The sequence below is a fragment of the Salmonella sp. SAL00672 genome (genome assembly GCF_046552175.1).
In the GTDB taxonomy this organism is placed as follows: domain Bacteria; phylum Pseudomonadota; class Gammaproteobacteria; order Enterobacterales; family Enterobacteriaceae; genus Salmonella; species Salmonella enterica.
This window is the reverse complement of record NZ_JBGDUQ010000010.1, coordinates 99457-124627: the sequence shown is the minus strand read 5'-3', so window position 1 is coordinate 124627 and position 25171 is coordinate 99457. Positions and strand designations below refer to the sequence as shown.

The window sequence follows — 25171 nt, the reverse complement described above, 5'->3', positions numbered from 1 at the left end:
AACAGTGGAGAAATATAAAACAACCAGCGCCGGAAATAAAGCCCTGGTTGTCTGATAAAGGCTAAAGTTTAGATGTGCGTTACGATTTCTTTAATCAATGGCGGGCCTTTAAAAATAAAGCCGGAATAAATTTGTACCAGCGTAGCTCCTGCCGCTATCTTCTCGCGCGCGGCGATAACTGAGTCAATGCCGCCGACGCCGATAATAGGCAATTGTCCCTTTAACTCCTGGGATAAACGGCGAATAATTTCTGTGCTTTTTAATTGTAATGGTCGGCCACTTAATCCCCCCGTTTGCTGGCAATTTTTCATTCCTTGTACCAGAGAACGATCGAGGGTGGTATTTGTCGCAATCACCCCATCAATATTATGACGAAGCAGGCTATCGGCAACCTGGATCAATTCTTCTTCACAAAGATCCGGCGCGATCTTTACTGCCACCGGCACATATTTATGGTGGATCGCCTGAAGATCGTTTTGCTTATTTTTAATGGCAGTTAACAGATCGTCCAGCGCATCGCCATACTGGAGCGTACGTAGCCCTGGCGTATTCGGCGAAGAAATATTAATGGCGATATAACCCGCATAAGCATAGACTTTTTCCATACAAATCAGGTAGTCATCTTTGCCATTTTCGACAGGCGTATCTTTATTTTTACCGATGTTAATTCCCAGAATACCATCAAAATGGGCTTTTTTAACATTCTCGACCAGGTTATCGACGCCCAGATTATTAAAGCCCATCCGATTGATCAGACCTTCAGCATCCACCAGACGAAAAAGACGCGGCTTATCGTTACCCGGCTGTGGGCGCGGCGTCACGGTGCCGATTTCCAGGGAGCCAAACCCCATCGCGCCTAACGCGTCGATGCACTCCCCGTCTTTATCCAGACCGGCAGCCAGCCCCAGTGGATTTTTAAAGGTAAGTCCCATGCAGGTAACCGGCTTTGTCGGTACTTTCTGGCGCACCAGCGCTTCCAGCGGCGTACCTGTAATGCGGCGTAATTGTTGAAATGTAAATTCATGAGCGCGCTCTGGATCGAGCTGGAAAAGGGCTTTACGAACGAAGGGATAGTACATGAACTCTCCTGGATTCCCGGTGTGCAAACCGGGGGCATATTATGGGCGATAACAAAGCAAAAGGGAATTGACCTACGGCAATAAATAGCAATCGTTTTCCTTCATTCTCACTTCACGTTTCGCCAGCGAGCGTCATCGTCCGGCAAAAAAATGCCCGGCAGCGCTAACGCTTACCGGGCATGTCTTACCTCTTTATAACGGATACTGTCAGGCTAACGCTTTAGTTATCTTCTCGTACAGATCGCCGGAAAGATTCTCCAGTCCTTTTAACTGCTCCAGCGCCGCGCGCATTTTCTCCTGACGCTTATCATCATAACGTTTCAGACGAATCAGCGGTTCAATGAGGCGAGATGCTACCTGCGGGTTACGGCTATTCAGATCGGTCAGCATCTCGACCAGGAACTGGTATCCGCTACCGTCTTGCGCATGGAACGCCGCCGGGTTGCTGCCAGCAAACGCGCCAATTAATGAACGGATGCGGTTCGGGTTGCTCATACTGAAAGAACGGTGTTTGAGCAGGCCGCGTACGGTTTCCAGTACATTTTCCGCCGGGCTTGTGGATTGCAGGATAAACCATTTATCCATCACCAGGCCGTCCTGATGCCACTTATCGTCATACTCCTGCATCAGCATATCGCGGCACGGCAACTGCGCCGCCACTGCAGCAGACAGGGCCGCCAGCGCATCGGTCATATTATTGGCGTCGCGATACTGTTTGCTGACCAGCGTATTAGCCAGCTCCGTCTCGCCGAACGCCAGGAAGCGCAGGCAAGCATTGCGCAGCGTGCGCTTACCGATATCGCCGTGATCAACACGATACTCATCCACATGATTGACGTTATAGATAGCCAGGAACTCATCCGCCAGTTCTGCCGCCAGCGTACGCGTTAGCGCTTCACGAACTTGCGCAATGGCGATCGGGTCAATGACCTCAAACAGCTCCGCAATTTCATTGGCCGAAGGCAGCGTTAAAATTTCTGCGGCCAACGCCGGATCGATTTTCTCATCCAACAGTACTGCGCGGAACGCATCAGCGACATGCACCGGAAGCGATAGCGGTTGCCCCTGCTGATGACGCGCCACATTCAGTTTAATGTATGTGGCCAGCAGGCTTTGCGCCGCATCCCAACGGGAGAAATCATTGCGCGCATGGCGCATCAGGAACGTCAACTGCTGATCGCTCCATTTATATTCCAGTTTCACCGGCGCTGAAAACTCGCACAGCAAGGCCGGAACAGGCTGGAAGTAAACATTATCGAAGGTAAATGTCTGCTCCGCCTGCGTGACGTTCAGCACGGCGTTGACCGGGTGACCGCCTTTTTGCAACGGAATGACGTTGCCTTCGTTATCGTACAGTTCGATGGCGAATGGAATATGCAGCGGCTGCTTCTCCGCCTGATCCGCCGTCGCCGGAGTGCGCTGGCTGATGGTCAACGAGTACTGCTCGGTTTCCGGATTATAATCATCTTTTACCGTTACAATCGGCGTGCCGGACTGACTGTACCAGCGGCGGAAATGGGACAAATCGACATTAGAAGCATCTTCCATCGCCTGTACGAAGTCATCACACGTCGCGGCGCTGCCGTCATGGCGCTCAAAATAAAGCTGCATCCCCTTCTGGAAATTTTCCTCACCCAGCAACGTGTGGATCATGCGAATGACTTCCGCACCCTTTTCATAAACGGTGAGGGTGTAGAAGTTATTCATTTCGATTACTTTATCCGGGCGGATAGGATGCGCCATCGGGCTGGCGTCTTCCGCGAATTGTAAACCGCGCATGGTACGCACGTTACTGATGCGGTTCACCGCGCGTGACCCCAAATCAGAGCTAAACTCCTGATCGCGGAACACGGTTAGCCCCTCTTTCAGGCTCAACTGGAACCAGTCGCGGCAGGTGACGCGGTTGCCGGTCCAGTTGTGGAAATACTCATGACCTATCACGCGCTCAATATCGAGATAATCTTTATCCGTCGCGGTATCGGTTCGCGCCAGCACGTATTTGGAGTTAAAGATATTGAGACCTTTATTCTCCATCGCGCCCATATTAAAGAAATCCACCGCGACAATCATATAGATGTCGAGGTCATATTCGAGCCCAAAACGCGTTTCATCCCATTTCATGGAATTTTTCAGCGAAGTCATTGCCCACGGCGCGCGATCCAGATTGCCACGGTCAACGTACAGTTCTAATGCGACTTCACGCCCGGAGCGGGTGGTAAAGGTATCGCGCAGCACGTCAAAATCACCGGCCACCAGCGCAAACAGATAACACGGTTTCGGGAACGGATCTTGCCACTGAACCCAGTGACGGCCATTCTCCAGTTCACCCTGCGCAACACGGTTGCCATTGGAAAGCAGGAACGGATATTTGCTTTTATCGGCAATAATTTTGGTGGTAAATCGCGCCAGTACGTCCGGGCGGTCAAGATACCAGGTAATATGGCGGAAGCCCTCCGCTTCACACTGGGTACAGAGCGCATCGCCGGACTGGTACAATCCTTCCAGCGCCGTATTCGCCGCCGGACTTATCTCGTTGACAATGCGTAACGTAAAACGCTCTGGCAGGTCGCTGATGATAAGCGCGCCCTCTTCTTCCTTATATGCTGTCCACGGCGCATCGTTGACGTGGATAGATACCAGCGTTAAATCTTCCCCATCAAGGCGAAGAGGCGCATCAGGCGCGCTATGACGAACAGCCTGGCTTATTGCGGTGACCACGGTTTTTTCGGCATCGAGGTCAAAGGTCAAGTCAATATCAGTAATCTGGTAATCCGGCGCGCGATAGTCATGGCGGTATTTGGCTTGTGGCTGTTGTGTCATAAAAAACCTTTCGCATCTTTGTGTAGAGTGTCGACTCCAGTCTATTCCTGTTGCGCAAATCGCGCTACGCAGAATGTTCATCTTTTCAGGCACAAACGGCCTATTTGCTACATTTTTATAATATGTACTCATAGTTTTTAAAATCGATAAAGATCGTCCAGGAGCGCTTTAAACAAGGGATGAGCGAGATCGAGATGAAGCTTGATTAACGAACTTTAACGAACTTCACAGACCACTTTTGCCCCATCCATGCCCCACACATAATTTTAGTCAACGCCAGACCCCATCAGCCCTGCAGGGAAAATCGATAACAAACACGCCCGCAGTATGTTCCCCAAAATTTAAAAACAAGTGGTTCATGCCTTGACAGACAAAACCGCCAAAGCAAAAATACTGTATATACAAACAGTTATTAGCGAAACACGTATGTTCGTAGAACTGGTTTATGACAAGCGTAATGTTGAAGGACTCGAAGGGGCCAGCGAGATCATTCTGGCCGAACTGACGAAGCAGGTGCACCAGATTTTCCCTGATGCCGAAGTGAGGGTGAAGCCGATGCAGGCAAACTGCTTGAATAGTGATGCCAACAAAAGCGATCACGAAAAGTTGAACAGATGCCTGGTTTCAGATTAAACACATTGATTAGACATTCTTAACCAGTAGAATCCGCCGCGACTGGCAACCATTCAATATTCGCACTATCGAACGATCGCCAGTTTGCCGCAGGCCGTTCCTGCATACGACGTGGCTGCGGCACCGATCATACCGGGCAGTCGTCAAACCTCCAGGATCGCGCATCGTCAACGATGCAGGTGATCGTGAACAAGATATAGTTTTCCACAGTTCGTACAGGATAGGCCTCCTTATTGCTGCCTTCGCAGTGACAGTAACTGTCCCTGTGTTTTCACATCCTAACCTACCATGTCCCCGATAAGTTAAGTATATGAGCGTAGAGGAGCTTTTCGACCATGGGCACAACCTCTAAATCTGAAGGGAGTTCATCAATAGATACAATAATGAACGTTTCTTTAAAGATCTTTGTAGTCAGTCCCTGTTAGGTTGTCGTGACATAAGAATATCGCTTAATTTTGAATACAGGGAAATGTAATTGATTATAAATGTTGGACATGTAGCTACAGAAAAATTCGACACAACTGGAGTGAGCGCCTGTAACAACCAACAGAGTACTTCAGTTGATTTATCCTCCTGTATTATTAATGCTGCTTCAGAATGTACCGTTTTTGTCAGAACAATAATAAAGAAATCGGACAGTTATGATGCTATGCAAATTGACAGGCTTAAAATTGATACGCAGGAAAAATACGACGCTCTTAATTTACAAAGAGAACATCACAAGAAATTTCTGCAAACTATAAAAGCAAACTCTTTTGACAGAGCTATGGCTGAAAGACCAGAAAACCCAATATCTCTGAGTCTAATATATTCTTCCATTGATTCAATAAAATATAACACAGGGAACTGTGCTGATATGTCGCTAATTTTAGGTGCGATTATTGCAAAATATATACCACAAAGACTAACCGGAATAGGATTTTCGAAAAATAATGTATTTGATGCCAGAATAAGCACATCCCTTATGTATAATAGCGCGTCAGGAGGGAATCATGTGGTCGTTTTTTTGACTTTTACTGATTCAAAAGGAATATCGGAATATATACTTGACCCTTGGCTGGATGCGCGCATTTTCAAAAAGGAAGAGTCATATGAAATTTATAAAAACAATAGCAGTGAATATATCAATGAAAATCATTGCTTCGAAGCATACGATAAATACACTGCTATAATGAATAGCGCAGAATATATAGACGCCATAACAAAGACAATAAATCTTTTATATAGAGTTAATCTTGATGAAATTCAATTAACAAATCCATTTAAGTTTATATAATTAACTCTTATGGCTGATTAAAGGAGTGTTATTTTCCCATGAATGGCATCAAAGGCATGTTACTCGCCGGAAATTTTCTGTACAACGTCGAAACGCCAACATCATAAATAATCGCTACCTGCTGTCGCGGTACTCCCGCCCCAATCAGGCGCCCGGCCTGCGCCCATTGTTCCTGTGATTATTATTTAATAACGATTACGAAAACAAAAACTCAACTAACTGAATTAAATAGAATTAAAAAAAGTGACATATAAAAATGTACTTAATTATGTACTTTTGAAATCGTCAGCATACGATCTGCTGATCAACATACGACGTTACATCACAATAGTGAACTGTACGACCTATAAACACGATTACAGTCAGTCCTGACTAAACAGCAGGTAGCCTACCAAGGCATGCTCTTGCAAACAACGTGACTGAGGTAATCCATCACATCAGAAATGTGAAAAATCAGGGTGAAAATTTAATTGAAGCTGTCACTTAACCCGAAGCAGGTCTTCATAGCGGATGGTATATCGTGGCGAGAGGATCTCCCGTTTAATATACCACTATTATTGGATTCCCTGTCCGGTAAAGGTTACCGGCGCAATAGAGAGAAGACAATCTCATCTGTAGTCTACTGATCAAACATTAGGGTAAGAGTAATGAAAAAAGTATATTTTATGTTTGTTATCTTGTTGTCACTTTCAGGTATTCATTCCGCGATGGCAAAACCCTGGCAGGAGATTAAAGAAAGCAAAGAGTTACGTGTGGGGGTGCCTGGTGACTATGCTCCCCTCGCATTTCACAACAGACAAAATAAATTAATCGGTTTTGATATTGATATGGCATATTCACTGGGCAAAGCTCTGCACCTGAATATCCTGTTTGTACCTAGCAGTTGGCCTACGCTGTCAACTGACCTGGCAGCAGACAAATTTGATATTGCAATGGGAGGGATTACAGAAACTCCCGGCAGAAGAAAACAGTTCGCACTTTCTTCTCCGGTACTTAAAAATGGGAAAATAGCGCTGACGCAATGTAACAGGATTAATGACTTCAAATCTCTTGAAGATATTGACCGTAAGGGCGTGCGGATTGTTGTTAATCCAGGTGGTACAAATCAGGACTATGTTGACAAGCATATCAGGTATGCAGATGTTATTCGCGAAAAAGATAATGATGCCACTCTGCAGAGGATTCGTGAACGCAGCGCTGATGTCATGTTTACCGACTTGCTCGAAGGTAATTATTACCAGAACAAAGAGCCAGGTGTCTTCTGCGTATCAACCAGGAGTATCCTCCCCGACACTGCCGGTAATAAAGTCTATATGATGGCGAAGGATAATCAGTATCTTCTTGACGCTGTAAATAGCTGGTTATCTGATGAAAACAGAATCATACTTGCCAGAAAGTGGCAGATAAATCCAGAGTAGCCGCCACAAAGTTTTGACAAGCACCATTGCCGACTGACGAACAGAACTGGCGCGGGGTGAAAGATGTGACGATGATAAAGCCAGCCAGGCTAAATGGATGGCTTATATCAGGGAGCTTAAAACGCTGGATTTAACAGGCGTTTCAGATGAGGCCACCTTCACAGCAATCAGATGGTCTGCATTATCACAGGAGCGATTACTGGTTGTCGGTATTCTTGGTCACCAGATTTTTAGCACATTTATTCTGGTATAAGTTGAAATATTGCAAAAATATTGATGCTTATTATTTTTTCTGTAAGTAAATTCTCGCTCAACAAACTTAATTATTTATTCCACGATGATGAAGTGTGAACTATGCTGGAAATGAAGGAAGTCAACAGTAAGGATAGTCTGAATATTCACGGGTGATATTATGAGACATCGTATATTTTCCCCATTGCTTCTGGTGTTGTCGGCTACAGCCTTTTCGGCATCGGCGATGGCCGCTAGTGATACAAAACCCCCCACCAGATAATACAAAATCCGCCTCCAGTGGACTGCCGCCAATACCCGCCCCATTTATTCGTCCCCCCTGGTGTGACAACTGGCCACCAGATATAGAAAAACCACCGGAGTGGTGTCAGATTTGTGGTTGTTAATTTTTACAGAAGGCTGTAACAACCATATCAGTACTGATGGTATATCTGGTTATTATGCTTCATCAGTTCCTCCTGAACTGAATATTACTTCAGGCTGGTGTATTTTATTAACGCCAGCCTGTTTTTTCACAACGTCATATTACTGACTTACTGGCCCATGCCTCCTGAGAAACCAGCCAGCCAGTAGTTATTACTGTGGTAATGCAGGCCACCTGATTGCTGTGAAGGTGGCCTCATCTTTCACATCGCTCAAATCCAGCATTTTCAGCGCCCTGATATAGACCATCCATTTAGTCAGGCTTGCCCTATCATCGTCGCTGATATCCCCCAACGCCAGTTCGGTTCGCCAGTCGACAATGGTGCTGTTAGCATCGGTAAGTAGCTTCTGACGTGTGGTTTCGGCTTTTGCATGATAATCAACGGGAACAGCGACAACAGCGCCGTTCGAATATTTCCAGTCGCCATAGATATTAAATCCTGCAGGTAACTTGTTAACCTCAACAACTGAAAAACCAGCCGGATAAAGACGAGAGACATCTTCTGATACGGAACGGATTATATTTTCGGAGTCAATACACAACTTATATTTTTTCGTGAATTTACTCAGCGACTCATAAAAATCCTGACCATCTTCACTACGAAAATACAGAAAGTTGTTATCATAATCCGGGTCATCAGGAGTGTATCTGGTTACGTTTTTTAATTCCATTATAGTTTCCTTAATCATCCATTAATTGTACGCCAGCCATTACCCACCCACATTTGCAACGGTCGATACGCAAATGTCACACCGTATGCTGTTGTTGGGTCATGTCTGGCTTGTGTTAAAAAGCAACCAGCAGGCGCTTCTGCAGGTCCATATTCATCTACTTTGCCCGGCCATACTGGGGCGCCACGCTGGATATTCTGGACATAACGATTATCTGATTCGCCTTTTGTATATACGTTTCCTGATGTTAAATAACGGGCGTCGAAATTACCGTAATTATCCGGAATAACTTGTCCATTAACAACAAACTGAATACTGCCATCGGTATTACGCTGGCTGTATAAATGCCATCCCTGGTCGTCATCCAGCTCAATAACTGTTGGTCGATTTCCGTCACCCCACAAATTAAATTGAGCATTCAGCACGGAGTTATTTGAGCTAGTCATGGTCATTCGTTTGGCATTGCCTGCGCGAATGGCCCCCAGAACCTGCATTTCACCGGGAGCGACACGAACGGTGTGCTGGCTATTCGCAAACGTATCCAGTATCCCGTCGCCATTCTGTTTAAACCCGGTATCGTTATCGCCAAATACAATTGAGCTTCCACCCAGCACATTATCAGTACCAATGCCTAACGCACCGTTTAGCCGTCCTCCATTAACTGACAGAGCCTCAACGTCACCGGCTGTGGGTTTCATCAGACTATTAAACAGTGCATATGTCTGACCGCTGGTTGAGTTTCCCGGCTGTACTGATGAATATTCAGGTGTACTGTGCAGCGTGACATTTGCATTACCGGAATAATCGTACTGTGCAATTAACCAATACGCATACTGGTTGATCCTGACATAAATGTCGTAATTGTCGCCTGATGTGTTAATCCAGGCGCACTCAAGAACACCGTTAGGTGAGCGTTTCCATAATGTGGCAGTAATTCCGACAGGCGAACCATTGCCGGCGCGCAGAACCAGTTCGCTGATAGCCGCTTGCTCAAATGATCCAACGTTAAACCCCGAACCTCCATAAAGCTTAATTACCGCTGTTGACGTTTCCTGTGGCATTACAACCGTAGCAATTTTGAACCAGCCTGATTCGCCAAGTGAAATTGTAGTTGAAGTCACAGCGCCGATAGTTCTCGCAAATTGTTTTTTGTCCTGAATATCTCCGCCGTTCTGCGATTTTAGTAATGCATCGGCGGCGTGATTTATGGTTTCCCGTAAACCAACGTATTCGATAAGACCGTCAACGCTTTTTCCTGACAGCGCCGTCAGTGTATCGTCCAGCGGCTGCTTGCCCGCCAGTTTATTCAGTACAGTGGTGGCAAAGCTCGGATCGTTACCCAGCGCGTCCGCCAGTTCCTGCAGGGTGTCCAGTGACTCCGGTACGGAACCAACCAGCGCGGCAATCAGTTTGCGGACAAACTCCGCGTTTGCTGTCTGAAGCCCTTTAGCATCGTCTGGCGGCGTCGGTGTGGTCGGCGTTCCAGTGAATGCCGGGCTGTCCAGCGGCGCTTTGGTCTGCACCTCACCCATAACGGTTTTTACCGCCTTTGGTGTGGCTGCCAGCGCTTCGCTGTCACTGTCCGTGGCACTGCTTAACTTAACGATACCTTTTTTCGTCAGGCTGGCATCTTCCAGGGAAATCACGTCCGCGATGTCTTCTGCCCGTTTTGCGGCATCTTCTGCTCTGGTGGCTGCTGCTCCGGCAGCAGTACTGCTTTGCGCCGCCAGTGATGCGCTGGTATCAGATGCGGCGGCGTGATTGGATGCCTCCGATGCTGATGACGAGGCGGCTGTTGCGCTGGCTGCTGCTGTACTTGCTGACGTTGCTGCGTTTGTCTCAGATATTTTTGCTGCGGCTGCCGATGCGGCTGCCGCCTTTTCCGACGCTGCCGCCGCAGTGGCTGACGCACCTGCATCACCGGCACTGGAGGCCGCCTGCGTTTCTGACATCTTCGCGGCGGTTTCGGATGCTCCGGCGCGCGCTGCTGATGTCTGCGCCGCCGTCGCGCTGGCGGCTGCGGCAGCAGCTGAATCGCCGGCGGCAGTACGGGAGGCATCTGCATTCGCTTCAGATGTTTTCGCTGCGGCTGCCGATGCGGCTGCTGCCGTTCTGGCTGTGTCAGCCGACGCCGCGCTGGCTGATGCCTCCCCGGCTTTTGTGGTCGCCGTACCTGCGCTGCTCTCCGCAGATGCTGCGGATGAGGCTGCCTGTGTGGCTGATGCTTCTGCCGCTCCGGCTGCATTCACTGCTGCCGTGGCGCTTTCCGCTGCCTGACCTGCTGATGTCTGCGCCTGTTCAGATGCCTGCCCTGCGGAGGTGGCATTCCGCGATGCCTCCGATGCCTGGCGGGCAACTTCTTCCACCATCGCCTCAAAACGCCGCAGCGCCTCCGGGCGGACGTCGTCTTCCGTCATGGCCCCCAGAAAATCATTCAGGGTGCCCGGCTTTGAATCATCGTAAACCGTAATAACTCCGGCATGTGACGGGGGATACCCTTCCACCAGGAGCGTGACAGTGTACTGCCCCTGCTCCACATCCATGCTGTAGCGCCCGGCGTCATCCGGATTTTCCGATGCCACCGTATTCACGACCACCGTCGTACTGGTCCGGCAGGCCTTCAGCTGAATGGTGCAGTTCTGTACCGGCGTTCCCGTGGCATCTTTCAGTACGCCGGAAATAAGTACTGGCATATTACCTCCATAAAAAAGCCCGCCCGCAGGCAGGCTTCAGATTCATTCACATCTCAGCACTGATTATCCGGGTCACGTAAATATGCCGGCAGAGAACACTGGACGCTCCGCGTGATTGTTTTTCCCTTTGCCTCGCGGTGCTGTTTCTGCCCACGGTCGGTGCCGGTATAAATCCGGGTCTGGTTTTCAATATTGCTGTTGCCGCTTCCTCTTCCGTTATCGGCAACGGCAGCAGTGGAAAATAAAACGGACAGGGAAAGCCCTGCCGCCAGAGAAATTACGCGCGACATAGTCATATCTGTTCCTCGTTAAACGAAAGGGACCGAAAATCCGGTCAGTTTGTGAAGTTACTCCCCGACCGGGAAACCATCACCAGCGGCCAGACGGAAGCAGACGTGGTGTACTGCCCACGAACCCTCAGAGAAACGCTGATATCCACGACAGGTGAAGTGGTGTAGACCGAAAAGACAACGGTCTGATACATGGCCGGAAGCCCTGCGGTATACGGGATAACCTCCGCCGTTTTCACCTGGCCGTTAATATTTATCGTGACGGTGATGGCACCGGAGCCACCGTTACGCTCACAGTTAGCCATCACCGTGATGGTTTTCCCTATCTGATAGGTGGCGCTGTCGGTATACCGTGTTGAGGTGCTGCGTTCGTCGTTCGTCGCCCTGATGTTCACGCCCTGCATGACTTTTGAGCCGCAGATATCACCGACAAACTCTCTTGCTTCTATCACGCCAGAAAACTTACCGGAGGTGGCATTGATTTCTCCCGTAAACGAGCCAGATACAGCGTTGATATGCCCGCTGATATCCGCATTTTTCGCAGTCAGCTTTCCATCCGGCGTCAGGGAAAATGCTGGAGGATTCCCGCCACTGGTAATGGTCGGCGCGCTCAGATATTTCAGGAACGCCTCATTCATGATTATCTGGTCGCCCTGCATGACGAATCCGGGCGTCTCGTTTCCGTTTGCCGGGTTAATATAAGCAATGCGATCCGCCGCCACCAGGAACTGGCTTATCTTCCCGTCAGGCGTGTCTTCCATGCTCAGTCCAAGTCCGGCCACATAATATTTGCCGTCTTTGGTCTGCTCTATTTTGACGCCCCACATGGCGTTCCATTTATCGTTAGCATCCTGCCACTCCTTCGAAAACTGCTGCAGTTTGCTGGCGTTATCCTCCGTCAGTTCCACCTTCTCCAGCAGTTCCTTACCCAGGTGACTTTCAGTTATCTGCCCTTTGAAAAAATCCAGATAGCCTGCGGCATCGTTGCTGGCCTGCCCGGTCGCCTCCACGAATGCGGATTTACCGACCTGATTTACCGCCCGGATATAAAAATAGTAATCCCTGCCGGGCCTGATATTCACACTGGCCGCTATCCAGTACAGCGCCGTTCCCAGATATCGTGCGGCGTTTTCCACCTGATGGATATCCGTAATCTGCGCGTCTGAAAACCAGAACTCATACTGCACCGTCGGGTCGTATACCGCCTGACGCGGTGTGGCTGTAATCTGGAAATAGCCAGGGGTGAGTTCGATAAATGATGGTGCCGCCGGCGCGGAGATGCTGAACTGTATGCTGGCCGGGTATCCCTGTTGTCCCTGGCTGTTCACCGCCCTGACGGACAGGGTATAGCGCCCCGGCGTCAGCCCCCGGAACCGGTACTGCGTATCCGGCGTTCCTGCGCTGCTTACCAGCCGGTCACTGCCATCTTCCGCCGCCACGTTCAGGCGCAAAGAAAACGAGACGCCCTTAACGACTCGCGGTGTGTCCCAGCGCGCCAGTACCTGATACTGTCCCTCCTCCGCCAGAATTTCTGTGGTCAGATGTTGTATCGCCGGGGGAACGGTGCCGTGAATCGTTCCGGGTTGCGGATCGAATGATGCCCCGTTGTCCACGATGGACTCTTTTTCCGGCACATGCTGTACGGCGGTGATGGCATACGTTCCGTCGTCGTTTTCCCGGACAGCCACACACCGGAAGAGACGCTGGCGCAGCGACGGCAGTTTCAGCCCCCAGACGCTGTATTCCGCCACGCCGTCCGGTATCCGGCTGACCTGAACCTGCACACCGTCGGTAACAGACTGCACGTCCACGCTGACCGGCAAGCCTTCGCCATCCACCAGGCTTATCAGCGTGGTGCCGGACGACGGCAGGGTAATCTCCCTGTCAAGGGTCAGAATGCGGCGGGCGCGGTCAACGGACAGAATCCGCCCGCCCAGGCTGATGCCGGCATAATCCTCGTCGCAAACCTCAATCACATCACCGGGAACGTGGCGCAGCCCCTCCGCCCCCACACTAAAATCAACCGTCTGAGTTTCCAGCAGCTCCGTTTTTATCAGCCACAGCCCGGCGCGGTGTGCCTGCCCGCGACTGGTACAGCCAAACGCATCCATTTTTACCAGATTGCGTCCGTAGTGACTGATGGCGACCGTGTCTTCCACCAGTTCCGTGGATGTCTGCCAGCCATTATCAGGGTCGATCCAGTTCACCTCTACCGCATTATGGCGGTCCTTCCGCGTACTGAAGCTGTAACGGAACGGTGTACCCTCATCCGGCATTACCACATTGCTGCGGGTATAGGTCCAGACTGTATCCGAGGGCCTGTCCTGCACGAAGGTCAGCCTCTGCCCGTTCCACACCGGCATACAACGCATGGCGGAGCAGAAGTCGGTCAGCACATCCCACGCCTTACGCTGCTGTGCCAGATACGCATTAAAGGTCATACGCGGCTCTGTCCCGCCGAATCCGTCAGGGACCATCTGGTCGCAGTACTGGCCTATTGCATACAGCGCCCACCTGTCCACGTCCGCCGCGCCGATTCGCTGTCCCATGCCATAACGGGGATGAGTCAGCATATCCCAGAGACACCACGCCGGATTATTGCTGTATGCAGGCTTGAACGTGCCGTCCCAGATGCCGCTGTAGGTTCGCGCTACCGGATCGTAATTCGACGGCACCTGAATAATCCGCCCGAAAAAATGGTAATTTCGCGTCACCTGCTGGCTGCCGAACTGCTCAGACGCCACCTGCAGGCCAATTACGGCGGTGTTGGGATAGCGCTGCCGGACATCAATAATCTCGGTATACGACGACCAGACCGTGTTGTTCTGTAACTGGTCAGTGGTACTGTCTGCCGTCACACGTACCATCCGGATACCGAATGGCCGGGGAGGGAGATTATCCACTATCACCGAGGCCAGATACTGTGTGGTTGTTTTCCCGGTAATCGTAATTTCTTTTTCCACCACCCACTGACCATAGCGCTCAAGATGGATTTGCAGCCTGACCGATGTCGGATTGCGGTCGCCCTTGCTGTTGGCCTCCACCAGTGACTGCACGCCGAACGTAAAACGCAGGCGGTCAATATTTGCAGCCGTGATGGTTTTGGTCACCGGATTGTCGTATTTGACCTGTACACCAAGCACCGTCTCGGCGCCGGACGATTCAAATCCCTCCAGCGGGGTCTGTTCCTGCTCACCGACGCGGTATACCACCTTCACGCCGTGGATATTCGTGTTACCGTCGCGGTCCACCACCGGCGTCTGGTTTACCAGAACACTTTGCAGACCGTTCACCGGGCCTTCTATCGGTCCCTCGCTGATGGCATCGATGACGCTCAGCAGCTGCGTGGATTTAAGGTTATCCGGTGCCTCGCGGGGCGTATGCCCTTTTCCGCCGCCCTTTCCCATTTATTACCCCGTAAAACGACAAAACCGCCCGGAGGCGGTTCTGTCTGAATCTGTTCTGTTGTCAGCGGCCAATCACCACAACCTGACCACCATCTCCTTCATCAGCGGTACTGACTTCCTGGGAAATCACGCGTGACCCCACCTGCATCTCGCCGTACAGCACCGGCAACGTGTTACCGTTGGCAACCATATTATCCAGCGACGAGAAATACGTGTTCTGCCTGCCGTTATCGGTCTGCCTCATTTCGGACATTTTAGGTTTTGGTGCCAGCATCTGCGCCACACCGCCCAGAACCATCGACGCCCCGGTCATATACATACCGGATACCGCCGCCGCTCCCAGCCAGCCTGCCGGGTTCCACCAGGCAACGGCAATCAGCGCCGCACCAAGCACCGCCTGAAACACCCCGCCAGATTTGGCCCCGGCCAGACGCGGCACAATATGAATCACCGCGCCAGGCGGCAGCGGGTCATGCAGGCTGGTTGTCAGGGTATCAGCCGTAACATCGTCTCCGGCTATGCGTACCTGATACCAGCCGTCGTTCAGTTTCTGCCGGAGACCGGGCAACTGTACCGCCAGTGCCCGGACAGCTTCAGCACCACTGGCTACCTGCAGGCTGACGCGGCGGCAAAATCGTTGCAGATCCCCGTAAAGGCAGATGCGCGCCATGCCCGGTGTCGCCAGATGGAGTGCGTGCGTCGTTGCCATTTGTCGGTATACCTCTCACGTTTACTCAGTTGTTCAGGAATATGGTGCAGCAGCTCTCCGTCGCCGCAGTAAATCGCTGCGTGGTTCGGAACGGAGGAGCCAAAGCAGCAAATCAACACGTCGCCGGGCTGCGCACTGGCTGCGCTGACACGGTAAAACCCCGTCGTCTCCAGATTATCCAGATAGAGATTGTCACCATGCCGCCACCAGTCGTCGTCCCGGTGAAAATCCGGCATATCAATCCCCGCCAGATGATAGGCATCACGGAACAGCGTGTAACAGTCAAAAACCCCATGTTTAAAATGCCGTCCGGTCAGGTGTGGCACACAGCGGAATTTATGTACCTGGCCGGCGCATACCAGCCACCACGGCAGGTCGCTTTGAACCTGCAGCCTGCGGTCCACATCGCTCAGATACGGCTGGCCGCCAGGATGGCTGTGAACCAGCGTCACAATATCCCCCTGCGTTTCAGCCCTCAGCCAGTCCTCCGGCGCCATACGGAAATAATCCTCCGGCGCGGCAGAAATATTCACACAGGGGAGATACCGTTCTCCCGCCTGTGTTCTCACCACGAAGCCGCACGACTCCGCAGGCGCACACCGTCGGGCGTGCGCCAGAATATCCTGTTCTTTCATGATGATTTACTGTGAAAGTTTATTAATGGAGAGGAAACCGCCAAAGTTTCCGGTATTGTTACGCAGGGCGCATCCCCGGGCGCAGCGGCTGCAGGCATCTTTTGCCGGATCGGCGGTAGGGTTATCAAATTCATCTGCGACAGCTGGTCCCGTATAACCGCATTCGTCAGAGCGGTATATCCATGTACAGGTATTGGCCAGCATAATTCGCCCGGGGAAGACACATCCGTCCGTTTCAGTCGGTGTTGCCAGGACAAATGTCGCACTTACCGCCGTCAGATCACTGCACTGCTCGATCACCCATCGGCTTACGGATTCCTGCTCCGGGTCAGCCTCCTGGTTGCCGTTTTGAAAATTCACGGCATCGAGAAACCGGGCATATACTATCCTGCGGATGACCGTCGCCCCAACCAGGCTATGCAAATCCTCCACCATTCCGGTCACCATACCGTAAAGATTGGATACCTTCAGTGACGGGCGCGCAGCTGCGCCTTTGCCGTTCATTTCAAATCCGCAACCGTCTACAGGATAAACGTCATATTTCCGTCCCTGCCAGGTAACCGCCTCCCCCTTTTCATTTGCCTCGTTACAAAAAAAATAACGATCACCGCCAGACTGTGTCAGATCGATTTCCCACAAAGTGATCCTGGCGGACTGCGCCAGTTTAGCGGATTCGTTCAGCGTATCCTGCGAAATGTCCTGCATCACTCCTCCTCAGATAACAACCTGTTCAAAAGTCGTGGTCACAGTCACCCAAAGAGAGCCAACGTTAATCGACCATTTGCGGCAAATCACCCGAATTTGTGTCCAGGTATAAGGCGGCGTCCAGAGAAAGGATTTCACTCCACCGTGGCGGGATAAAAATGCCTCAAGGTTCTGATGTTCTCCCTTACGAATCCGGACCGTTACGTTATACTTCGCCAGATGGTTGTTCAGCCCGGCTGGACGCCGTTGTTCATACCCGTCACCCAGTTTTATGGAGGTGACTTTTGGTTCTGATTCCACTGTCATATCAGGGCGGATCTTCCAGTTAAATGTTTCCATTGTTATCGCCCTCCTCCAGCAATACCCCCGTCACGCGACTGCTGTTGCCAGAAATCAATGGCGGCTTTTTTTCCAATGTTATATACGGCCTGTAATGCCTGCGGACCAATCTGTCCGTTGCCGGCGTCGTTGTGGATTTCAATGTTGTACTCAGGCGCAAACATCGCCATCCCTCCTGAACCGGCTGCCACGACACCCAGCTTACCGTCAGCACCACGACGAAGTGGTAATATTGCCTCCGGTCCTGCCTCGCCCATCACCCCGGCACCTTTGGCAAAAGCAAAAAATGTCGGGCGATTAACAATGCTGCCGCTGTACTGGCTGAGTCCTGCCGAACGGTACACGCCGCCGTCCGCATTCGGAATAACCGACAGCGCCGCAGAACTGTATGCCCCTGATGGTGTACTGCCGCCTGCCGATGTGCCAAAGCCGAACATTGCCAGCACTGAACCCAACAGTTTAGAAGCCGCAATACGTGCCTCCATTTTTGCAAGGTCAGCCAGGATGGAGACCGTCAGGCTCCGGAAACTGCCCTTTCCGGTCACGGCAAAATTCGCGATACTGTCCGCCATGCCGTTAAATGCGTTTGTGAAAACGTTCTCCGTCATGCCTGCCACATTGCCGCCCTGCGCCAGAAAGTTATCCAGCGCCCGCGACGCCCCCAGCGTCCAGTCTCCCTGCGCAGCGTCAACTTTCGCATTGTAATCCGCCCACTCAGCCAGCCGGCGATCGAGACTGCCCTTCAGCGCCTGCTCCGCCTGACGATATTCGTCAGAACCGTATGTCCCTTTTGCCTTGCTGTCGCGTTTAAGCTGCTCCAGTTGTTCCTGGTAGTGCTGCTGAATTTTCAGACGCTCTTCGTATCGGCCACGTTGCTGATCGCCCATACCCATTGTGGCCAGCGCCATTGCGTGCTGTTGCCTGACGCGGGATTCTTCGTCAGCGAGCTGGCTGGTCAATGTGAGCGTCTTTTTCTTCAGTTCATTAAGGGCATTCTGGTGTTGCAAATCCTGTTGTGAGATATCCAGCTTCTGTAGCGCAAGCGCGATTTCATCCTTATGTGCCAGTACGCTTTGTTCATCCGCCGTCAGTTTTTTACCGGACAAATCAGCGATGCGCTGCTGAAATGACAAAAGCTGCTTATGCGCTTCCGTCATTTTTTCGGTCGTGGAAAGCTTCGCGGCGGCAAGCTGCCCTTCAGTCTGCGCCTGTTGCTGGCTGTACTGCAAAAGCAGTCGCCTGGCCTCGTCGTTGTGGTAAGTCTTTGGCTTTTTCGCCTGTTGTGACAACGCCTTTTTATGACGTTCATTTTCGCGCTCCAGTGCGGCATTGCGTACAGCAGCATCGGCATACTGCATGGCGGTAATGCGCGCCACCTCCCGTTGGTGCCGCAGGGATTCAGTTTCATTATCCCGGTTCAGCGCGGCATTCTGCTCGTTCCGACGTTTCTGCGTTTCCTGATAATTACGCTCTGCCTGCGCCTTCGCATCCAGCAGGTCCTTCTGGCGTTTCTGTTCCTTAAGTTCGTTCAGCTGCTGCTGATCGTATTCAGTCTGGGAGGAAGACACCGTCCAGGGCGTTTTTCTGCCGCGCGCGATTTTTTCCTGCAGTGTCGCGATCTTTTCATCGAGCGTATCTTCCCGCCCGATATCCAGCATCCGATCCCATGCCCACTTCGCCGCATCACCGACAGCATTCCATGCTCTTTCAATCCAGCCCAGATTGTCGTGTACGTCTCCCATCCGCTTATTCATTTCTTCCGAATACGCGGACATGGCAATTTTCGCGGCATCAGCCACTCTTCCCTGCTCGCCCAGTACCCTGATTTGTTCAAGCTGGGTGGAGGTCAGAAAATGCAGTGTCCTGTCCAGTTCTTTCGCCGCATTCACCGGATCATCCCGCAGGCGTTTAAACTGGCGGATGGTTTCATCCACTGATTGTCCAACGTTTTCCTGCATTCTGGTCGCGGTACGGGATACCATTGCCACTGCCTGCCCGGTAAACGCTCCGCTACCGACCACCTGTGCCAGCACGCCTGCAGCGTCGTGCTGCGTGACGCCATTTCCGGCGAGCGACTTCGCCATCGCATTAAGCTGGCCTGTGGTTTTTCCGGCATAACTCCCGGTCAGAATAAGCTGTTTATTGAACGTCTCGCTTTCCTTAGCGCCTTCATAGTAGGCCTTGCCCAGCCCGTAAACAGCAGCAGCCACGCCGCCAGCCAGCCCGCCGAGCATCATGCCCTTCGGAGACATCAGTTGCTCGATCCACCCGGCGCGGTTAGCGAGCGTAATACCACTTCCCCGCAGTGCCCCGAAATTCCCACGGGCCAGCTCACCAGCCAGCACGCCCAGTTCACGACGGGCAGCAGCGCTTTTCAGTCCTAGCGTATGGGTGGCAGTTCCGGTACGCTCCAGTTTACGGATATAAATATCTGCGGCGCTGCTGACACCCAGTTCAGCCGCCTTCACCCGCAGCAGCTCGGTACGGGAGAGGCCCTGTACCGTCGTCTGCTCTTTCAGGCGGCGTATAAACTGTGCTTTTTTCTGCGTGGCCAGCGCTTCGGCATCGGTAAGCTCACGGGTCTTCCTGGCGGTTTCAGACACCAGCGCCAGATAATCGCCCTGTGAGATATCTCCGCGTCCTTTCGCCTGTCGTACCTGCGCCTGGATACGCTGCAGCTCCTGCAGACCACCGCTTAACTGTTTTACACTGTCAATCTGGCGGTAAAAAGCAGCACTTGTCCTGTCCTGTGCTGCCGCCACAGCCGCTGACTGCGCCTGTTCCTCACGCAGTTTCCTTCCCAGTGCCTCCACCCGCTGTCGCGTCTGATCCACATCCGCCGCCAGACGCGTACTGGCCGCTGCGCTTTTCTCCACAGCGGAACTGTACGCGGTACTGCTGGCAGTCACTTGCTCCAGACTGGCGGACGTCCGGCGCGTCGCCTCCGTCTGCTTATCCAGAAAACGCTGCATCCGGGCCGCTGAACGTTCTGAGTCACCAGCCGCATCGTTCAGCAATTTTTTAATGCGCGGAACTTCGTTTCGGAACTCTGCGCTGTCGATACTTAAATCAATGACCAGGTTCGCTATCTGGTCCATAGCGGACACCTCCGGTAATACCTTCGCCCAGGATCATCAGTTCATCATCCGTTTTTTCGTGCAACGACTCAGGATCAGTGATCAGGCTGAACATTTCTGCATCGTGATGCGTGCCTGTAACCAGTCCGGAAATCAGCGATTTCAGCGTTGCAAACTCCGCATCCAGCAACATGTCACTGAAGCTGTTCTTCCCGAAATGCTCCGCCCACTCACCCAGCTCTGTCGCACTCATTTCCGCCAGCATCTGCCGCCAGTCTGGTCGCCGGAACTCACGCGCGAGCCGCATCACAAACGCCAGCTCCCGGTTCAGGACTTTTCCGGCGTGGTCGTGTCCTTTTCACTCCCGCTGTCGTCTTCCTGCGATGCCGGAAGACGCATACCACTCAGGGACAGAACCATATCAGCGCCACGTCCCAGCGCCTCATAAGACCATTCCAGTCTGACGGACTCATACAGGGCGCGGGCCTCCTCCTCTTTTTTGCTTTCACACAGGGAGCGGGATACCAGCCATGCATTAATATCCCCCCCCATCTGCATAAATTCTGTCTGACGCTCTGCTTCCGTCAGGGTTTCAGGCTGTGCGTCATAGTCTGCCGTCCGCTGCTGAATAAACTTCAGATAATCCACACGTTGCAGGGCAGAAAGCTCACTGAGCACGATGGAATGCCCACCGTAGTTAAAGGTGTCTGTATTGAGAAACATGATGATTTTCCATAGAAGCCCCGGAACCGGGGCGGACTGATAAGAGAGGGTTATGACGCCGTCACTGTCACTGCTGCCACCGCGACAAGACTGCCGTCACTGCTGATACCAACAATATTCACGCTGCCCGCCTTCACGCCTTTAACCGTGGCCACATTATCCTTCAGCGTGACGGTGGCGATCAGCGGATCGGCGGTCGCAACCTGCAGCGTTTTATCTGACGCGTTATCAGGTTTTACCGTAAATGTCAGCGTGGTGGTGGCTCCGGCAGCCACCGTGGCACTGGCCGGCGCAACGGTCACGCCGGATACGCTGACTACGTCAGGTGTATCCTCCTCCGCAAGAGAAGGACGCCCGACGCCGGTGATTTTTACGCTGCGTGTCATCACCTCTTTGGACGTCACGGTTTTACCCAGTGAACTCAGCCAGCCGCGGAACACATCAACCGTCCCGTTAGGATACCTGATACGGAAGGCGCGAACTTCGCCGGTGTCAAACAGCTCAACCAGTTTTTTCTGTCCGGCCTCACCGGGTTTCCAGGCCAGCGTGGCCGTGGTGTCACCGACGCTTTTCTGCCCCTGCGTAGTGCTTTTCCAGTCGGCATTTTCATCATCAAGATAGTCATCGTCTTCCGCATCTGCACTCATTTCTCCGGGCTGCAGATCCTTAATACCTGCCAGTCGCAGCCAGTCATCATCAGCCAGTGGATTTTTAAACGCATCGCCGCTGCCGGTATACAGCCAGAATGTGGTTCCGGCGCCTTTCGTTTTTACCAGTGGGTTTGGTGTTCCCATCATATCCTCCTCAGTTGGTATAGGTGATCCGGTAAGTAATTTCTGCCATCCCCCACGTTGCCATTTCGCTGTCACGCTGGTAGTCATAACCCAGCGGGGTCATGGTATCGATAAGGCGCTCCAGACCACTAACCTCTTCCAGCGCAGGAAAGATTTTTTCTTCCATCCAGATATCAAGCTCTGTATCAGGAGCCTGAGCCCTCAGAAAAACTGCCGTATGGAGAGTAGCCTGCCAGTCATCCTCATCGGTCATAAGGCCTGTATACTGTGCGTCTGTCAGCCAGACAGCTATTGCGGGTAAATCTTCCTGTTCTACGAAAGCAGGAAGTCCATCAAAAAGAGTGACAGGTGCGCCAGTCACGGATTCCAGCTTTTCCAGAACGGCCCGGCGGATTAATGTGTGTTTGCTCATCGTGAAAGATAAAGCCTCAGTTGTTGTTTCAGGGCATACCCCAGTTGCTTCGGTATTTCCTCGTCAATCAAGCTTTGTGTGGCGCTTTCGAATGCCTGAGTCAATGGTCCGGAAAGAGGAATTTTCACTACATCAATTGGATAACGGTTTTTCCCGTTAACGCGTCGCATAACATGCCAGCGTCCGTTAGCCAGTTGCTGAATAAAGGCATCCCGGAACAGATATGGCCCGATTTTCAGCACACTTCCACGATACAGCAGTTTTCCCCTCCGTTTGCTCATCCTGACCTGTGCAGCGCCCAACTTTATGGCGGGAAGGTTTCCCCGGTTAATCCGTATCCGGGCAGAGCGTTTACCGTCTGTACCGGCTTTAAATAACCTCACCCTCTGGCGAACCAGCTTCAGCGGAAGTCCTCTTACCTGGTTATCTCCGGCGACAGTCTCCCGCGCCACCTTACGGGTTGCCACTGAAACAGCTTTCTGCGCCACGCGATTCACAGCCCAGATACTGGCCCGGGGAACCATCTGCCGGTCAAGGCTGTTCAGATTCCGGATCGCATTTTCAAGCCCTTTCAAACATTCCTCCCGTCCTGCGCCGGTTATCCGTCGGCGGCTCCCCCCTGCCCAGCAGAATAATACTGCTGTCTCCACCAGCCGGAGTGATGCGATCCACCCAGAAGGTGTCACCGAGAATGGTTAGTGTGTCCGGGCGCTTCAGATGGACTGTCAGGGATGTTTTGACAAAAAATGTAGGCTTGTCCCCCTCAATCCGGACACCTCCGGCGGCATACGACACACTTTCAGGATCGTCAAATACGCCCGTAAGCGTGGCCCCTGCCAGAACGCCGGAGGTTATTGTTGCTACCGTTCCCATCACCCGGAGGATGGCATCATCAGCCTGAGAAATCGCGGTATCAAACAGGTTTTCGGACTGCGACATATCGCCACCCTTACAGTTCAATAATAAGTCCTGCAGCAATCAGCTCGTCCACATCGTGTTGCGAAATACGCGCCGGGTTTCCCGCCATAACCATATCCAGTTCCCGGTTACTGTCCGGATCGATGGCGCAGATGTGTAGTGTACGAAGCGCCCTGATAAGTACCCGTTCGGATCTTTGCCCGATCCCGGGCGGCACTATGGATTCATCACTGTCATTTTCCACAGCAGGCAAATGCTCCGCCTCCGCCTCCGCTTCCTCTTCCCATTCCATGACACGCTGGCTGAGTTCAGCGGCGCTCCCGGACACATCCGGATCACGACCAAGCCGCGTCGCAAGCTCCCGCAGACGCTGTATATTCTCTTCTTTTGTTGCCATAAAAGATCCTCCCGCAATTTGTAACAATAAAGGCCTGAATCAGGCCTTTTGGGATGCTTAACCGACAGTGACAATGACAAACTCATCCGGGTCCGGCAGGACCATCAGCGGCGCAGACTGCGTCATGGTATATTCATTCGCCGGGTCCCCCACCGTCAGCCAGTGTTTGGGATAACGGGTGGCGGCAACAATACCCTCCGCGAGCGCCTGTGAATCCTGAATGGCACCATAGCAGCGGATACCTTCTGCCGCCGTATTTCCCAGAACCAGAGTCCCTTCAGGCAGGTAACGCTTTTCGGTCCCGTTATCAGCAACATAGGATGTTTTAGCCACCACAATGGCCAAATCTCCGTAATACCCCTTGAACGACACCACAGCCCCAAGGTCCTTCACCGCCGTTTCCAGCTGAGAATTTGAACCGCGGCGTGTATCCAGTTTTTCACGGAACAGCTTAAAACCGTTCAGCAGACGCCAGACTTTCCCGTCCATCACGGCAATATTGATCAGACCGGATGCCTGGTCGCAGTACATATCCAGATCATAAGTCGGGTCAAAGGTTTCCCTGTCCTGCTCTGACCATTTTTTACCTGTGGCCTGAATAATGTTATTCCCGGCTGAGCGACCAAAATCCACCTCCACGGTGTCAAACTGCTCGCCCTGCATGGTGTATTTCCCGTTCAGCACCGCACTGACGGCCTGCATCTCCTCCACCTGGACGATGGCCTTCTCTTCCTGCTTCAGGTTATCGGTCAGAATGCGCAGACGACGGTAGGCCGGATCGTTAAGCCTGGCCGGGTCTTCACCCGGCAGACGCTCAACAACCTGCGCATAGTTAACTTCATGCTTCGGTTTGACATACCCCGGACGCAGTACGCGCGTTTCCCCGCCGCGGTTACGCAGAACCTTCCCTCCTACCACCGGAGATACATAAGCGGCAATCGGTGTTTTTCCGGTAATTTTGTCCAGCATGACTTCCTGGGTAGGAAATGTCACAGTACGGCGAAAAAACAGGCTCAGGAAGAGTGGGTTAAATTTAACTTTCTGCTCGGTATAACCCAGCAACTGGCGGGTGGTAAACAATCCCATAAATGGTGTCCTCCGGACGTTAAATACGATAAAGGCCGCTTCGCGGCCTTCTTATTACGGTAAAGCGGCGTGACTGACGGCGCTTCCGGCGAATGCATTTGCCTGCTTAATGGCATCCACACTCTTCGGCCATGCCAGTGATTCTGTGGCAAAGGTGCCGCTCTTCCAGTACGTCAGCAGGTTTTCCGACCCGTCCAGCTCAAGGGCCAGAACCCCGACTGCCGTTCCGGCCTTCTGCCCGTCCCAGGCCACCAGTTTCCCGGTGGTATCATCCAGCATCAGGGGCGTCAGCATCGGTGTGGCCGCCGTTATACCGCTGACTCCCGTTGCGGTATGTGCCGGATCGTTACCGGCGAAAATGCGGTTATCCGCACGTTTCTCAATAGTGGTGGTAAATGACATACTGTCTCCTT

24 protein-coding genes and 3 pseudogenes are annotated in these 25171 nt (G+C 52.2%); 5 read left to right on the top strand and 22 right to left on the bottom strand.

The genetic code is table 11. The annotated features are described in order from the left end of the window. Positions 1-68 precede the first annotated feature (68 nt). Complete coding sequence (pyrD, locus tag ACLJTG_RS19750) at positions 69-1079, bottom strand: quinone-dependent dihydroorotate dehydrogenase (protein WP_000291723.1); 1011 nt, start codon at positions 1077-1079, stop codon at positions 69-71. Positions 1080-1286: 207 nt separating this feature from the next. Further along, positions 1287-3899, bottom strand: coding sequence for an aminopeptidase N (gene pepN, locus ACLJTG_RS19745; RefSeq protein ID WP_079787389.1), 2613 nt, complete (start codon positions 3897-3899; stop codon positions 1287-1289). Between the two features lie 426 nt (positions 3900-4325). On the opposite strand from pepN, the gene ACLJTG_RS19740 reads away from it, so the two are divergent. Both ACLJTG_RS19740 and ACLJTG_RS19735 read left to right on the top strand, forming a co-directional pair. Further along, positions 4326-4532 (top strand): DinI-like family protein, encoded by a 207-nt coding sequence (locus tag ACLJTG_RS19740; RefSeq protein WP_000497440.1) that lies wholly within the window; start codon positions 4326-4328, stop codon positions 4530-4532. A 475-nt stretch (positions 4533-5007) separates the two neighbouring features. Further along, positions 5008-5808 carry a hypothetical protein gene (locus ACLJTG_RS19735; protein ID WP_001536069.1) on the top strand — a complete coding sequence of 267 codons (801 nt, stop codon included), beginning with the start codon at positions 5008-5010 and terminating at the stop codon, positions 5806-5808. 28 nt (positions 5809-5836) lie between these two features. Here ACLJTG_RS19735 and ACLJTG_RS19730 read toward each other — a convergent pair. Beyond that, positions 5837-5980, bottom strand: a pseudogene (locus ACLJTG_RS19730) (helix-turn-helix domain-containing protein); the annotation flags it as partial. Positions 5981-6455: 475 nt separating this feature from the next. On the opposite strand from ACLJTG_RS19730, the gene ACLJTG_RS19725 reads away from it, so the two are divergent. Together ACLJTG_RS19725 and ACLJTG_RS19720 are read left to right on the top strand one after the other, a co-directional pair. Beyond that, a complete protein-coding gene (locus ACLJTG_RS19725) occupies positions 6456-7226 on the top strand; it encodes a transporter substrate-binding domain-containing protein (RefSeq protein ID WP_000758584.1) in 771 nt (256 codons plus the stop codon). A gap of 16 nt (positions 7227-7242) precedes the next feature. Further along, positions 7243-7416 (top strand): annotated as a pseudogene (locus tag ACLJTG_RS19720) (phage tail protein); the annotation flags it as partial. A 47-nt stretch (positions 7417-7463) separates the two neighbouring features. On the opposite strand, the pseudogene ACLJTG_RS19715 reads toward ACLJTG_RS19720, so the two are convergent. After that, a pseudogene (locus ACLJTG_RS19715) lies at positions 7464-7603 on the bottom strand (hypothetical protein); the annotation flags it as partial. A 35-nt stretch (positions 7604-7638) separates the two neighbouring features. On the opposite strand from ACLJTG_RS19715, the gene ACLJTG_RS19710 reads away from it, so the two are divergent. Beyond that, positions 7639-7740 carry a PagK family vesicle-borne virulence factor gene (locus ACLJTG_RS19710; RefSeq protein ID WP_223230078.1) on the top strand — a complete coding sequence of 34 codons (102 nt, stop codon included), beginning with the start codon at positions 7639-7641 and terminating at the stop codon, positions 7738-7740. 314 nt (positions 7741-8054) lie between these two features. Here ACLJTG_RS19710 and ACLJTG_RS19705 read toward each other — a convergent pair whose 3' ends face one another. The 18 genes from ACLJTG_RS19705 to ACLJTG_RS19620 form a co-directional block, all read right to left on the bottom strand. Further along, entirely contained in the window at positions 8055-8573 is a 519-nt protein-coding gene (locus ACLJTG_RS19705; protein ID WP_000421115.1) for a tail fiber assembly protein, read from the bottom strand. A gap of 14 nt (positions 8574-8587) precedes the next feature. Then, positions 8588-11266: a prophage tail fiber N-terminal domain-containing protein gene (locus ACLJTG_RS19700; protein ID WP_079969972.1), complete on the bottom strand. Its 2679-nt coding sequence runs from the start codon at positions 11264-11266 to the stop codon at positions 8588-8590. Between the two features lie 53 nt (positions 11267-11319). Beyond that, positions 11320-11562: a hypothetical protein gene (locus ACLJTG_RS19695; protein ID WP_000178849.1), complete on the bottom strand. Its 243-nt coding sequence runs from the start codon at positions 11560-11562 to the stop codon at positions 11320-11322. A 38-nt stretch (positions 11563-11600) separates the two neighbouring features. Further along, positions 11601-14963, bottom strand: a complete 3363-nt coding sequence (locus ACLJTG_RS19690) for a host specificity protein J (protein WP_079927774.1) — start codon at positions 14961-14963, stop codon at positions 11601-11603. A 61-nt stretch (positions 14964-15024) separates the two neighbouring features. Beyond that, complete coding sequence (locus ACLJTG_RS19685; protein ID WP_000246124.1) at positions 15025-15672, bottom strand: tail assembly protein; 648 nt, start codon at positions 15670-15672, stop codon at positions 15025-15027. Then, entirely contained in the window at positions 15570-16307 is a 738-nt protein-coding gene (locus ACLJTG_RS19680) for a C40 family peptidase (protein WP_000662741.1), read from the bottom strand. Before ACLJTG_RS19680 ends, ACLJTG_RS19685 begins: the two co-directional genes overlap by 103 nt. Before the next feature lie 6 nt (positions 16308-16313). Continuing rightward, positions 16314-17012 (bottom strand): phage minor tail protein L, encoded by a 699-nt coding sequence (locus ACLJTG_RS19675; protein WP_001152689.1) that lies wholly within the window; start codon positions 17010-17012, stop codon positions 16314-16316. 9 nt (positions 17013-17021) lie between these two features. Then, positions 17022-17351, bottom strand: coding sequence for a phage tail protein (locus tag ACLJTG_RS19670; RefSeq protein WP_000447369.1), 330 nt, complete (start codon positions 17349-17351; stop codon positions 17022-17024). A gap of 2 nt (positions 17352-17353) precedes the next feature. Next, positions 17354-20449 (bottom strand): phage tail tape measure protein, encoded by a 3096-nt coding sequence (locus ACLJTG_RS19665; RefSeq protein ID WP_000372075.1) that lies wholly within the window; start codon positions 20447-20449, stop codon positions 17354-17356. Then, positions 20421-20759, bottom strand: a complete 339-nt coding sequence (locus ACLJTG_RS19660) for a phage tail assembly protein T (RefSeq protein WP_010989052.1) — start codon at positions 20757-20759, stop codon at positions 20421-20423. The genes ACLJTG_RS19665 and ACLJTG_RS19660 overlap by 29 nt, the downstream gene beginning before the upstream one ends. Then, the gene (gpG, locus tag ACLJTG_RS19655) at positions 20756-21151 is read right to left on the bottom strand and encodes a phage tail assembly chaperone G (RefSeq protein ID WP_268199954.1); all 396 of its coding nucleotides are present in this window, start codon (positions 21149-21151) and stop codon (positions 20756-20758) included. The genes ACLJTG_RS19660 and gpG overlap by 4 nt, the downstream gene beginning before the upstream one ends. 50 nt (positions 21152-21201) lie before the next feature. Then, entirely contained in the window at positions 21202-21948 is a 747-nt protein-coding gene (locus ACLJTG_RS19650) for a phage tail tube protein (RefSeq protein WP_000971953.1), read from the bottom strand. A gap of 7 nt (positions 21949-21955) precedes the next feature. Then, positions 21956-22357, bottom strand: coding sequence for a phage minor tail U family protein (locus ACLJTG_RS19645; protein WP_000033885.1), 402 nt, complete (start codon positions 22355-22357; stop codon positions 21956-21958). Continuing rightward, a complete protein-coding gene (locus ACLJTG_RS19640; RefSeq protein WP_000677089.1) occupies positions 22354-22932 on the bottom strand; it encodes a phage tail protein in 579 nt (192 codons plus the stop codon). The genes ACLJTG_RS19645 and ACLJTG_RS19640 overlap by 4 nt, the downstream gene beginning before the upstream one ends. Further along, positions 22919-23296: a head-tail joining protein gene (locus ACLJTG_RS19635; RefSeq protein ID WP_000083293.1), complete on the bottom strand. Its 378-nt coding sequence runs from the start codon at positions 23294-23296 to the stop codon at positions 22919-22921. The genes ACLJTG_RS19640 and ACLJTG_RS19635 overlap by 14 nt, the downstream gene beginning before the upstream one ends. A 10-nt stretch (positions 23297-23306) precedes the next feature. After that, entirely contained in the window at positions 23307-23672 is a 366-nt protein-coding gene (locus ACLJTG_RS19630; protein WP_000201485.1) for a DNA-packaging protein FI, read from the bottom strand. Positions 23673-23729: 57 nt separating this feature from the next. Further along, on the bottom strand, positions 23730-24758 hold the full coding sequence (locus ACLJTG_RS19625) for a major capsid protein (protein ID WP_000522566.1): 1029 nt from the start codon (positions 24756-24758) through the stop codon (positions 23730-23732). Positions 24759-24812: 54 nt separating this feature from the next. Beyond that, positions 24813-25160 (bottom strand): head decoration protein, encoded by a 348-nt coding sequence (locus tag ACLJTG_RS19620; protein WP_000011260.1) that lies wholly within the window; start codon positions 25158-25160, stop codon positions 24813-24815. Positions 25161-25171 lie beyond the last annotated feature (11 nt).

Coding starts and splice junctions, on each gene's coding strand:
- ACLJTG_RS19710 (WP_223230078.1), top strand. CDS start 7,639: ATGAGACATCGTATATTTTCCCCATTGCTTCTGGTGTTGTCGGCTACA.
- ACLJTG_RS19685 (WP_000246124.1), bottom strand. CDS start 15,672: ATGGCAACGACGCACGCACTCCATCTGGCGACACCGGGCATGGCGCGC.
- ACLJTG_RS19665 (WP_000372075.1), bottom strand. CDS start 20,449: ATGGACCAGATAGCGAACCTGGTCATTGATTTAAGTATCGACAGCGCA.
- ACLJTG_RS19635 (WP_000083293.1), bottom strand. CDS start 23,296: ATGTCGCAGTCCGAAAACCTGTTTGATACCGCGATTTCTCAGGCTGAT.
- gpG (WP_268199954.1), bottom strand. CDS start 21,151: ATGTTTCTCAATACAGACACCTTTAACTACGGTGGGCATTCCATCGTG.
- ACLJTG_RS19705 (WP_000421115.1), bottom strand. CDS start 8,573: ATGGAATTAAAAAACGTAACCAGATACACTCCTGATGACCCGGATTAT.
- ACLJTG_RS19680 (WP_000662741.1), bottom strand. CDS start 16,307: ATGAAAGAACAGGATATTCTGGCGCACGCCCGACGGTGTGCGCCTGCG.
- ACLJTG_RS19690 (WP_079927774.1), bottom strand. CDS start 14,963: ATGGGAAAGGGCGGCGGAAAAGGGCATACGCCCCGCGAGGCACCGGAT.
- ACLJTG_RS19645 (WP_000033885.1), bottom strand. CDS start 22,357: ATGAGCAAACACACATTAATCCGCCGGGCCGTTCTGGAAAAGCTGGAA.
- ACLJTG_RS19625 (WP_000522566.1), bottom strand. CDS start 24,758: ATGGGATTGTTTACCACCCGCCAGTTGCTGGGTTATACCGAGCAGAAA.
- ACLJTG_RS19675 (WP_001152689.1), bottom strand. CDS start 17,012: ATGCAGGACATTTCGCAGGATACGCTGAACGAATCCGCTAAACTGGCG.
- ACLJTG_RS19650 (WP_000971953.1), bottom strand. CDS start 21,948: ATGATGGGAACACCAAACCCACTGGTAAAAACGAAAGGCGCCGGAACC.
- ACLJTG_RS19740 (WP_000497440.1), top strand. CDS start 4,326: ATGTTCGTAGAACTGGTTTATGACAAGCGTAATGTTGAAGGACTCGAA.
- ACLJTG_RS19695 (WP_000178849.1), bottom strand. CDS start 11,562: ATGACTATGTCGCGCGTAATTTCTCTGGCGGCAGGGCTTTCCCTGTCC.
- ACLJTG_RS19630 (WP_000201485.1), bottom strand. CDS start 23,672: ATGGCAACAAAAGAAGAGAATATACAGCGTCTGCGGGAGCTTGCGACG.
- pyrD (WP_000291723.1), bottom strand. CDS start 1,079: ATGTACTATCCCTTCGTTCGTAAAGCCCTTTTCCAGCTCGATCCAGAG.
- ACLJTG_RS19670 (WP_000447369.1), bottom strand. CDS start 17,351: ATGGAAACATTTAACTGGAAGATCCGCCCTGATATGACAGTGGAATCA.
- ACLJTG_RS19700 (WP_079969972.1), bottom strand. CDS start 11,266: ATGCCAGTACTTATTTCCGGCGTACTGAAAGATGCCACGGGAACGCCG.
- ACLJTG_RS19725 (WP_000758584.1), top strand. CDS start 6,456: ATGAAAAAAGTATATTTTATGTTTGTTATCTTGTTGTCACTTTCAGGT.
- pepN (WP_079787389.1), bottom strand. CDS start 3,899: ATGACACAACAGCCACAAGCCAAATACCGCCATGACTATCGCGCGCCG.
- ACLJTG_RS19620 (WP_000011260.1), bottom strand. CDS start 25,160: ATGTCATTTACCACCACTATTGAGAAACGTGCGGATAACCGCATTTTC.